The 11640-nt window shown below is 31.3% G+C and carries 10 protein-coding genes; 5 read left to right on the top strand and 5 right to left on the bottom strand.

Annotation, left to right across the window (positions count from 1 at the left end; all coding sequences use genetic code 11):
- Window positions 1-127: 127 nt before the first annotated feature.
- Complete coding sequence (locus ITB9_RS08985; RefSeq protein WP_054851959.1) at window positions 128-841, top strand: RNA methyltransferase; 714 nt, start codon at window positions 128-130, stop codon at window positions 839-841.
- A 2-nt stretch (window positions 842-843) separates the two neighbouring features.
- Here the strand turns inward: ITB9_RS08985 and ITB9_RS08980 are convergent, their stop codons facing one another.
- A complete protein-coding gene (locus ITB9_RS08980; RefSeq protein ID WP_054851958.1) occupies window positions 844-1569 on the bottom strand; it encodes a porin family protein in 726 nt (241 codons plus the stop codon).
- Window positions 1569-2297 (bottom strand): bifunctional demethylmenaquinone methyltransferase/2-methoxy-6-polyprenyl-1,4-benzoquinol methylase UbiE, encoded by a 729-nt coding sequence (gene ubiE, locus ITB9_RS08975; RefSeq protein ID WP_028289060.1) that lies wholly within the window; start codon window positions 2295-2297, stop codon window positions 1569-1571. Before ubiE ends, ITB9_RS08980 begins: the two co-directional genes overlap by 1 nt.
- A 120-nt stretch (window positions 2298-2417) precedes the next feature.
- Here ubiE and trkA point away from each other — a divergent pair, with 120 nt between their 5' ends.
- Window positions 2418-3767 (top strand): Trk system potassium transporter TrkA, encoded by a 1350-nt coding sequence (gene trkA / locus ITB9_RS08970; protein ID WP_054851957.1) that lies wholly within the window; start codon window positions 2418-2420, stop codon window positions 3765-3767.
- On the top strand, window positions 3767-5272 hold the full coding sequence (locus tag ITB9_RS08965) for a TrkH family potassium uptake protein (protein ID WP_028289058.1): 1506 nt from the start codon (window positions 3767-3769) through the stop codon (window positions 5270-5272). The genes trkA and ITB9_RS08965 overlap by 1 nt, the downstream gene beginning before the upstream one ends.
- Window positions 5273-5296: 24 nt before the next feature.
- On the opposite strand, the gene ITB9_RS08960 is transcribed toward ITB9_RS08965, so the two are convergent.
- Window positions 5297-7993, bottom strand: coding sequence for a T9SS type B sorting domain-containing protein (locus tag ITB9_RS08960; protein WP_054851956.1), 2697 nt, complete (start codon window positions 7991-7993; stop codon window positions 5297-5299).
- 192 nt (window positions 7994-8185) lie between these two features.
- Here ITB9_RS08960 and ITB9_RS08955 point away from each other — a divergent pair, with 192 nt between their 5' ends.
- Window positions 8186-8452, top strand: coding sequence for a hypothetical protein (locus ITB9_RS08955; RefSeq protein WP_054851955.1), 267 nt, complete (start codon window positions 8186-8188; stop codon window positions 8450-8452).
- Window positions 8453-8504: 52 nt separating this feature from the next.
- Here the strand turns inward: ITB9_RS08955 and ITB9_RS08950 are convergent, their stop codons facing one another.
- Together ITB9_RS08950 and ITB9_RS08945 are read right to left on the bottom strand one after the other, a co-directional pair.
- Window positions 8505-9695, bottom strand: coding sequence for a pyridoxal phosphate-dependent aminotransferase (locus ITB9_RS08950; protein ID WP_028289056.1), 1191 nt, complete (start codon window positions 9693-9695; stop codon window positions 8505-8507).
- Between the two features lie 33 nt (window positions 9696-9728).
- Window positions 9729-10823 carry an acyl-CoA desaturase gene (locus ITB9_RS08945; RefSeq protein WP_054851954.1) on the bottom strand — a complete coding sequence of 365 codons (1095 nt, stop codon included), beginning with the start codon at window positions 10821-10823 and terminating at the stop codon, window positions 9729-9731.
- A gap of 136 nt (window positions 10824-10959) precedes the next feature.
- On the opposite strand from ITB9_RS08945, the gene rsmG reads away from it, so the two are divergent.
- Window positions 10960-11592: a 16S rRNA (guanine(527)-N(7))-methyltransferase RsmG gene (gene rsmG, locus ITB9_RS08940; RefSeq protein WP_054851953.1), complete on the top strand. Its 633-nt coding sequence runs from the start codon at window positions 10960-10962 to the stop codon at window positions 11590-11592.
- Window positions 11593-11640 lie beyond the last annotated feature (48 nt).

The raw sequence follows: 11640 nt of genomic DNA, 5'->3' as shown, positions 1-11640 counted from the left end.
TTTATGCCTGAAATTGACTTTGTATTCAAAAATACACTATTTAATTAATAAAGTAATTTTAAATAAATAGAAACACACAAATGCTAACTGCAAATTTTTCATTTTCTTTATAAAAATTTTAAATATTGTGATTTCTAAAAATCAAATCAAAAGTATAACGCGCTTAAAGCAGAAAAAATATAGACAACAGGAAGGTTTATTTATTGCTGAAGGCGTTAAAGTCATACGTGAGTTTTTAGACTCGTCGTTTAGTTTGGTGGATTTATTTACTACCGAAACTTTTAATGTTGATAACGAAACTTTAATCACTGCAGTAGAACTTAAAAAAATAAGTTGTTTAACGACTCCAAATACTGCTTTGGCTATTTTTAAAATCCCTATTTCAAAAGCAGAAATTGGTAACGAATTGATTGTTGCTTTGGATGCTGTGAGAGATCCAGGAAATTTAGGGACAATTATAAGGCTGTGTGATTGGTTTGGTGTTAAAAACCTTGTTTGTAGTTCAGAGACTGTAGATTGTTACAACCCTAAAGTTGTTCAAGCCACCATGGGATCTTTAAAACGCGTCAATATTACATATACAGATTTAGACTTGTTTTTAAAAGAGACCACTTTACCTGTGTTTGGTGCTTTTATGGATGGTCAAAATGTTTATCAATCAAACTTGCCTAAAGCAGGAGTTTTAATATTAGGAAACGAAGCAAACGGAATATCAAAAACTATTGAAGCTTCTGTAACAGATAAAATTAGTATTCCACGATTTGGGGACTTACAAGCTACAGAAAGTTTAAACGTTGCTACTGCAGGTGCTATTTTATTAAGTGAATTTAGAAGAGGGTAAATTTACTGTACAGTAAAATTTATAAAAAAACCTCTTGTTTGCATTTGTGTGATGTTACCTGTCCATGGGCTGTTTGGGTCTTGATCTCTTATTAATTCGTCTTTCATTGCAAAAACACCTCTAAGCGAAGGTGTAAATTTAAAACGGTCCAAATAAAAATCAATACCAATACCAAGTTCAAAAAACTGCATGTTTTTAACCATTCTAAAAGCACCAGAATAATTGTCGTCAGGATTTTTCTCGTTACTAGATAAGTTAATAGCTGTAGAGACTCCTGTTAAAATAAAAGGCTTGATGTTGTTAACACGTTTAGTAGAAATCTTTAATAGCAAAGGAAAATAGACATAGGTAGATTTAACTTCACGTAATAAATCAGAATCTGAAACGTCGTCTTCAAAACCATCAAAATAATTTTCTTGGTAATTTAAATTACGTTGAGAGATTACTAAACCTGGTTCAAATCTAAGGTCAAAATAATCGTTAAGACGTATATTACCAAGTAATCCAACATTAAACCCAACGGTACGTTCTGTTTGAATATCTCCAAGGTTTTGGTTATAATCAAATTTAAAATCTAAATTATTAAATCCAAGGTAATAACCCCAACTTAGTTTTGCTTTATCAACAGTTTCAAGGTTTTTAATTTTTTCTTTAGAAAATAATTGGGCTTGAGACACATTTGCAATTAAAAGTGCAATTGCAAAAAGGTAAATATGTTTTGTAGTCATTATTGTTTTGATGCTTTGTAAATTGTAGCTACACCAAATGTTTGAGGCATATCTGTAACATTAATAAACCCAATTTTTCTTAAAATATTGTTTAAAGCTTCTCCATAAGGAAATGCATTAGCACTTTCGCTTAAATATTTATAAGCAGTTTTGTCTTTAGAAAACAGTTTTCCAACGGTTGGTAAAATGACTTTAGAATGAAATTGATAGCCTTGTTTAAAAGGAAACTTAGTTGGTACAGAAGTTTCTAAAATAACAAATATCCCACCAGGTTTTAAAACTCGTAAAATATCTTTTAAACCATTTTCCAAAGTTTCAAAATTTCTAACACCAAATGCTACAGTAATAGCATCAAAAGTATTGTCATCAAACGGAAGGTTTTCAGAATCACCAATAACCATTTCAATTTTTTGATCTAGTTTTTTGGTTTTTATTTTCTGCTTTCCAACTTCCAGCATTCCACTACTAATATCAAGACCAATAATTTTTTCAGCACTAGTTTCGGCTAAATTAATTGCTAAATCACCAGTTCCAGTTGCAATGTCTAATACATTTTTAGGATTAGTAGCCTTAACTAAAGCAACTACCTTTTTTCTCCATTTAATATCAATACCAAAAGAGATTACTCGGTTTAAGCCATCATATTCACCAGAAATGGTGTCAAACATTTTAGTAACCTGTTCTTTTTTGCCTAAGTCGCTATTTTTGTAGGGATTTACTTTTGTCAAAATCAATTTTTTTACAAAGATAATGCATTCAGAATAGTCTATAAAACTTCAAAAGAATAAATAATTGACACTTAAATATTTAAATTAAGTACCTTTGTATTCCCTATATTTATAAATAATATGAAAATAATTATTGCTGGAGCTGGTGAAGTTGGATTTCATTTAGCAAAATTATTGTCTTACGAGTCTCAAGAAATTACACTTATTGATACACATAGAGACAGTCTATCCTACGCAGATAACCATTTAGATATCAAAGTAATAAAAGGTGATGCAACATCTATAGCTATTCTAAAGGAAGCAAAAATAGATCGTGCAGACTTGTTAATTGGTGTTACAGCATCAGAGACTACAAATATTACGGTTTGCGTTTTAGCCAAACAACTAGGAGCTAAACGTACAATAGCTAGAATATCAAATACTGAGTTTATTAAGCACAAAGATGAAGTTGGTTTTACCAGATTTGGTATTGATGAACTAATTTCACCTGAAAGTTTAGCAGCTTCAGAGATTGAATTACTTTTAAATCAATCTGCTTTTAAAGATAGTTACGAGTTTGAAGGAGGTGCATTAACTATGGTTAGTTTAAACCTAACTAGAACTGCTGGTTTTGTTGGTAAAACCGTAAAAGAGGCAGCTCAATTATTTTCAGAAATTCATTTTGTGCCAATTGCTATTCAGCGTTTTGGGACACAGTATACAATTATACCAAGAGGAGATACACAATTTAGAGAAGGTGATAATGTTGTATTTATTACCTGTGCAAGTGGAGGAGATGAGTTGTGTAAAATGACCGGAAAAACTAATACTCCTGTTAAGGATGTGATGATTTTAGGAGGTAGTAAAATTGGTTATAAAACTGCACGAGACTTATCTGCAAACGGTTTTAATGTTAAGTTAATAGAAAATAATAAAGATGCCGCTTTTGATTTAGCAGACGATTTGCCAAAGGTGCTTGTCATTAATGGTGATGGACGTAATGTCGAGTTGTTAGACGAAGAGAATATAGGCGAAATGGATGCGTTTATTTCGGTTACTGGTAATTCTGAAACCAATATAATGTCGTGTTTGGTAGCTAAATCGAAAGGCGTTAAAAAAACAATCGCTTTAGTTGAAAACATGGATTATTTTGAGTTATCACAATCCATAGGTATTGATACTTTGATTAATAAAAAGCTATTAGCAGCAAACAATATATTTAGATACATTCGTAAAGGTGAAGTCGTAGCAATGACTAAACTTAATAACATGAATGCAGAGCTTCTAGAGTTTAGGGTTAAAGCGACTTCTAAGATTTGCAATAAGTTAATAAAGGATGTTAAATTTCCGCGTTCCGCAATTGTTGGAGGTGTAATTAGAGGAGAAAAAGGTATTATTGCTTTAGGTGATTTTAGGATTGAAGAAGGAGACTACATTGTAGTTTGTTGCTTGCCAAGATCTATTAAAGAAGTTGAAAAACTATTTTTATAATGGGAAAAGGACTACGCCTTAACTACAAAATAATTTTTTATTTTTTTGGACTATTATTGGTTTTTAATGGAGGTTTTATTCTGTTATCAGCCTTAGTAAGTTTTTTTTATAAAGATGGTGTTACTTTGCAATTACTGTCTTCAGGTACTGGGATTTTAATTTTGGGACTTATAGGTATGTATCACCATCGCAATCATAACAAAGAGATGAATAAGCGAGAAGGATACATTGTCGTGTCTTTTGGTTGGATTGTAATGTCTATTTCTGGTGCAATACCTTATTTAGCATCAGGAGCAATACCTAATTTTACTAACGCTTTTTTTGAAACCATGTCAGGTTTTACTACCACAGGAGCTTCAATTTTAAATGATATTGAAATTGTGCCAAAAGGTGTTTTATTCTGGCGAAGCTTAACACATTGGATTGGAGGTATGGGTATTATTGTATTAGCAGTTGCTATCCTACCTTTATTAGGGATTGGTGGTATGCAATTATTTGCTGCTGAAGCACCAGGACCAAGTGCAGATAAATTGCATCCTCGTATTACAGATACAGCAAAACGATTATGGTTAATTTACTTTGGTTATACAGCTGCTGAAACTATTTTGCTTAAAGTAGCAGGAATGAGCTTTTTTGACGCAGTAAACCACTCGATGTGTACGTTGTCCACTGGAGGTTTTTCTACTAAAAATGCTAGTGTTGCCTACTGGAATAACAAGCCAATTATACAGTATATCATTATCTTTTTTATGTTTTTAGCAGGCTCTAACTTTGTATTAAGTTACTTTGCTTTTAAAGGTAAAGTACAAAAAGTAATTCAAGATGAAGAGTTTAAATTATACTTTAAGTTTGTCGCTATTTTTACTGTAATAGCTGCATTGATAATTTATTTTAGAGCAGATTTAACCTTGTCTACAATTGACCATCCAATGGTTTGGGGAGCAGGTGAAAGTGCTTTTAGACATTCCTTGTTTCAAGTGTTATCTGTAATTACAACTACAGGATTTGTTACAGCAGACTATACTTTATGGACTCCATTTTTAGTAGTATTCTTCTTCGGGTTGATGTTTTTAGGAGGTTCAGCTGGTAGTACAGCAGGAGGTGTAAAAGTGGTCCGTCATTTAGTTTTGATTAAAAACGGTTTCTTAGAATTTAAGCGTACCCTTCACCCAAATGCAATTGTACCTGTTAGATATAATAAAAAAGCTATTTCTAAAGAGATTGTATTTAATATTTTAGGGTTTTTCATATTGTATATGATTGCTTTTATTATTGGTGCATTAGGCTTTTCTATGATGGGAATTAATTATGAGTCTTCTGTTGGTATCGCTGCCTCAAGTTTAGGAAATGTTGGTCCTGCTTTAGGTCAGTTTGGTCCAGTAAATAACTATGCGTCACTTCCTGCTATTGGTAAATGGTGGTCTGCATTTTTGATGTTAATTGGTCGTTTAGAGTTGTTTACAGTCTTGATTTTATTAACACCTTTTTTCTGGAGAAATAGATGATTAAATCTATATTAAATTTTGAAATTACCTTTTTAAGGTGAAATGACCAGATTTTTGAATCATTCTGTCGTTTTGATCTATTAATTGTGCTTTAAACCAATAGTCAGAATTTGGTAGTAGGACATTATTATATTCTCCTCTCCAGCCTTGATGAATTGTTTTTAAAGTAAAAACATAAAGTATTTTTCCAAACCTATCATAAATTGTCACTTCGGCTTTTTTATATAAATTATCGTTAATACCATAAACTATCCACATGTCATTGTTGCCATCATTATTTGGTGTAAAGAACTTTGGATAATGAATAAAAGATATTTCTGTTTGTATGGATTGTTCACAATTATTTATATCTCTTACAAAAATTTCAATGACACCTGGAGTTACATCATAAAATGTAAAAGCAGTAGATTGGCCAAAGAAATCTTGATTGTTTAAAGAAAATTCATATTGGCTATTTCCATTAATTGAAATCTCGAGGTTTGTACCTTCAATATCTATAGATTCAAACACAGGTATTATAGGTGCTAAAACTTCAAACGTTTTACTTCTAGTACATAGCAAGTCATTTTCTAATTTTGTAACTACTATTTCATAAACTCCAGGATTTATCAATTCAAAAAGGCGTTGATTTGATAATAATACCCCGTTTGTGCTATCGTACCAACTCCAAGTATCGTTATCACCTCCTCCGTCTAATATAGGGTTAGGTTCTAATTCACATAGCTGGTAATTATCATCAATATCTAGGTCTAAAGCTTGATTTACAATTAAATCCATTGTAGCAATTGTTCCGCAATCGCCATTTTCTTTTCTAACAACAATCCATAATGTAGTAGTGTCCGTGTCATATTGAAAATATAAAGGATTTGTATTAGATAATGCATCTTCCTCAGTTCTATAAAATCTTATGTACTCATCATCTTCAATATTAAAAAATAGATTTAATTCTTCTAATTTATTTGCTAAATTAAACCTACCAATTTGATCTTCAAAAATTTCATTGGAATTATCACACACAATGTATGGGTCAAGGATAACTACATTTTGGCTCAGTACTTCGATAAAGAAAGAGTCTGTATTGATACACCCAAGTTCTGTAGTAATGTTAACAAAAATCTGTTGAGGATTTGATGAATTTGTAAAATAATCTGGATTATCAATGATGTTGGTTTGATTTATTGCGTCTTGTTGTGTGTAATAAAATTGAAATTGATAATCATCCCTAATGTCATTTTGTAGGCCATTATATACCTCAAATAAATTAAATGATGAAATTCCGTCATTGTTAATGTCGCATTGTGATAAGTAGTAATCATCTGTAAGTTCAGCTATTGGATAAGCTTTAATTTTTTTGAAAAGCTCTATTTGATTATTTCCAATTGTAATAAGTGCTCGTACAATATACGTCCCAGATTCTACGTATTGATGAGAAATGTTTAAGCCGTTAGCAGTGTTACCATCTCCGAACTCCCAGTAAGCGTCAGTGATTGTGTCGTAAGCATCTAAAGAAAAATTTATTGAATCATAGAAACAATCGTTTTTAGCAATTATTCTATTTTTAAAGTAAGAAGTAACAAAATTAGGTAGTCCTTTTGCACTTGCTGAATTTGTTAATTCAATACTAGAGGGATTAAAGTTAACGATTTCATCTTCTGGATTATTTATTACACCAATACTGTTTACATTATAAGGTATGTCAGAAAGGTAATTAGCCATGTAAATTTTAGAGTCACTAGCCAATTGTAATGCACCAAATTCAATATCTTCCGAAGTTGCTATTAAAATTTTTTCATTGATGTAAGGTGTAGGGGAATTAATGATGTATTTATGAAGATAAGCAACGTATGTGTTTCCTGTAATGTAAAGAAATTCTGAATCTGCAGAAAATTCAAGACCTTCAATAGGAATTGGATTAAAAAGATATCCAGCATTAAAGCTTTGTTGAAATGTTACGGAGTTAGAAGAATGATGAAAATCGTATATATATACATTGGAGTTGGAACTACTATCACCGATTGCAATTAATTGTCCATTAGGAGAAAATTTTATAGTACCTAAAGTGCTGTAAAAAGTTTCTTCTAGTAAAATGGTGTTTTCTAAAGTGATATTATTATTGGGAGCATTTACTATAGTCCCGACATTAATTACAAATAAAGCATTAAATGTTGTTTCTGAAGGGCTTCCTATTTTGCCTAAGCCCACAGCCTTATAAGTATTGTCTTGAGGAGAGTAAACAGCTGTGATGCGTTGTGTAGAACTAGTTGTTAATCTTCTGTTTTTAGTAAATATATGGCCAAGAGGGTGTTGTGCATTAAATACAACTTTAGAATAAAAAATACCAGAATAGGCCTCATCTAATCTGGTAGTTAAAATGTAATAGTTATTAATGTCACTTGGGTCAGGAATGATAATAGTTGATTGATTATTCTCAACCTCAGCGTTTAAATCGTTACCATTAGTCATTACTTCATGATTTTTATTCCAAACAGTCTGTCCGTTTGTGTAAAACAGTAATTGACCATCACTATTAGATATGCTGGAACATCCAGCAACTGTAGACATGTTGCCGTCGTTCAATTGCGATAGCTCTCCATTGTTAAAATTAATTCCAGCGTAATCTCCAAAATACCAATTATTAGTTTCATTTTGAGCTATGCAGGCAAAATTTATAATTATGGTAAATGTTAATATAAGTGAGTTTTTTCTTGTTAATAGCGACATCTTGTTCATTTTCAGGTCAATATAGTAATTATAATTTAATTTTTTATATGTAACTTTTACAATAAAGCTGCTACTTATAGGTAAAGCAGCTTTTTTTATGAGGTAATTTTTCGATTTTAGAATTGAATACTAAAATCTGAAGGTTATAAAGTTTAATGTCTGAAGTTTTTCAGAATAAAAAATATTTTAATCATGGGAGGAGAAGGATCAATGATGGCTGCAAACCAGTCACTTAAAAGCAATAGGAATATGCTAGCAAAACGTAAAGAGAAATCTTTTAGTTTTGTTACTAATTCTACTGAGAAAACAGAGTACAATTTACCTGAAATTTCTGAAGCTTCAATATTATTATTACGACATAAGCTTCAAAAGGAACATAAGCAAAGACGTATAAAACAAATTATATTATTAGCAATAGTCGTTTTTGTTATGTTTGGTACATTAATATATTTTGCATAAAAAAAAGCCTTACATAAATTATGTAAGGCTTTTTTGTGTTCTAAAGTTACAGTTAGCTAACTGCTTCTTTAATTCGTTTTATAGCTTCTTTAATTTCTTTTTGTGAAGCTGCATAGCTTATTCTTATACAGTTTGGATTACCAAAAGCGTCACCAGTTACAGTAGCAACTAAAGCTTCTTCTAATAGAAATAAAGAGAAATCTGTAGCGTTGTTAATGGTTTTTCCTTTTAAAGTCTTTCCAAAAAAATGAGATACATCAGGAAAAACATAAAATGCACCTTCTGGTGTGTTTGTATTAAAACCTTCAATGTCGCTTAATAAATCTAAGACTAAATCACGACGTACTTTAAATTCGTCAATCATGAACTTTACAACAGTAGGTTCAGCATTTAAAGCAGTAATAACAGCACGTTGTGCAATACAGTTTGCACCACTTGTCACCTGACCTTGCATTTTGTTACACGCACGTGCTATCCAATCTGGTGCACCAATGTAACCAATTCGCCAACCAGTCATAGCAAAAGCTTTTGATACTCCGTTTACAGTTATGGTGTTGTCAAACATACCTTCTACATTAGCCATACTTGCGTGTGGCTTTCCTGTGTAATTTATGTGTTCATAAATTTCGTCAGAAACTACATAAATGTTTGGGTGTTTTTTTAAAACTTCGGCTAAAGCCTCTAATTCTTTTTCGCTATATAAAGATCCACTTGGGTTACAAGGACTACTAAACCATAACATTTTTGTCTTTGGTGTAATAGCAGCTTCTAACTGAGCAGGTGTCATTTTAAAGTCTGTGTCAATACTCGTTTTAACTTCAACAGGGACTCCATCGTTTAGCTTTACAATATCAGAATAACTAACCCAATAAGGACATGGTAAAATAACCTCGTCTCCTTCATTAAGCATTACTGCTGCAACGTTTGCTAAACTTTGCTTAGCTCCTGTAGAAACAACAATTTGTGGTAAAGTGTATGTTAATTTATTATCACGTTTAAATTTAGTAATAATAGCTTCTTTTAATTCTTGATACCCATCAACTGGAGTGTATGAGTTGTAATCATCATTTATAGCTTGGATTGCTGCGTTTTTAATAAAATCTGGTGTATTAAAATCAGGCTCTCCTAAACTTAAACCAATAATATCTTTGCCTTCGCCTCTAAGTTCTCTGGCTTTTGCTGCCATAGCTAAAGTGGCAGAAGTGGACATGTTTAAAATACGGTTAGAAAGTGATTGGCTCATAAATGTATAGTATTTTTTTAATAAAGAAATTAATTAAGCTAAGTTAGGGTTTTGTCCTAAAACTTTAAGTTGGTTGTAGTGTTCAGAGATTGCTTTCCACATAGTTTTGTATTCGTTATATGGTAAGCTAAATTCATGAGCTGTTTCTTTTACAATTTTAGCGATGTGTTTGTAATGTACATGGCTAATATGTGCAAATAAGTGATGCTCAACTTGTCTGTTTAATCCTCCTGTGTAAAACTCTACTAACCAGTTTTTAGGCGAAAAGTTAGAAGTTGTAAATAATTGGTGAATAGCCCAAGTATTTTTCATGTTTCCGTTTTCATCAGGAATTGGCATGTCAGTATTTGGCATAACATGTGCTAATTGAAAGACAACACTTAAAATTATTCCTGCAGTGTAATGCATGATTAAAAATCCAATTAAAACTTGCCACCAAGTATATCCTAAAGATAAAGGTAAAACAACCCAAATAGCATAATACAATATTTTACCAATAATTAATTTGGTCCATTGTGTAGCTGGCTTAGGAAAATCTCCATAAGATAATTTTCTTTTTAAGTAGTTGTAGGTTTGTTTGAAATCTGTTGTAATTGCCCAATTTACCGTTAGTAAACCATAAAGTAAAAAAGCATAATATTTTTGGTATTGATGGATTTTTAACCATTTTGAATGCTTAGAAAATCTAATGATTCGTCCTGCATCAATGTCTTCATCATGACCTTCAATATTAGTATAGGTATGGTGTAAAACATTGTGTTGTACTTTCCAGTTGTAATCGTTTCCTGCTAAAATATGGATACTACTACCCATTAATCTGTTAACCCATTTTTTACTAGAAAAAGACCCATGATTTGCATCATGCATTACATTCATACCAACACCAGCCATACCTACGCCTATAATCATAACGCATATAATTAATAGCCAAGCAGGTAAATTAACTGACAATAATAGCGCTAATGGGCCTAATAATAGGGTGAACATTACTATTGCTTTGATGTATAATTTCCAGTTTCCTGTTTTTTTTATGTTGTTCTCTTTAAAGTAATTGTTAACACGTTTGTTTAGTGTTTTAAAAAATTTTGCAGAGTCTATTCGTGAGAATGTTACTGTTTGCTTTGTCATTGTAATTGTATTCTTTTTTATTGTAACGAAAAAAATCGTCAAATAATATTTGTTAACAAAGATAATTAATTAAGCAAAACAGAAGCTCCTTTTTTTATGTTAAAATGCATATTTTTGCCGAAAATTATATAAGATTATGGAGCTGATTTTAAAGTATTTTCCTGATTTAACACCATTACAGATTGAACAATTTACAAAGCTTGAAGCTTTATATCAAGATTGGAATTTGAAAATTAATGTGGTGTCAAGAAAAGATATTGACGAGTTGTATTTAAGACACGTTTTACACTCTTTGGCAATTGCTAAAGTCATGGATTTTAAAAGCGGAAGCTCTATGATGGATGTTGGTACAGGAGGAGGGTTTCCTGGTATCCCTTTGGCTATTTTATATCCTGAATGTGAGTTTCATTTGGTAGATAGTATCAATAAAAAATTGAATGTAGTACGTGAGGTAGTTACAGGTTTAGAATTGCAAAATGTAAAAGTGACTCATAGTCGTGTTGAAGAAATTAAAGAAACTTACGACTTTATTATAAGTCGTGCAGTTGCTGCAATGCCAACTTTTGTGCATTGGATAAAAGGTAAAGTGGCCAAGACACAACAAAATGACTTGAAAAATGGAATTCTTTATCTTAAAGGTGGAGATTTAACAGAAGAGTTAAAAGATTATCAAACAACTACTATTTATAATATTTCTGATTTTTATGAAGAAGACTTTTTTGAAACCAAGAAAGTTGTCCATTTACCAATAAAATGGAAAGCTAAATAATAAAAAAGANNCTTNACTATTTCATATGATTGATTTGATATTTTATAT

Origin of the sequence: Olleya sp. ITB9 (genome assembly GCF_001315805.1) — a bacterium.
In the GTDB taxonomy this organism is placed as follows: Bacteria; Bacteroidota; Bacteroidia; order Flavobacteriales; family Flavobacteriaceae; genus Olleya; species Olleya sediminilitoris.
Note: the sequence above shows the minus strand (reverse complement) of the source record. Positions and strands in the feature narration are given on the sequence as shown.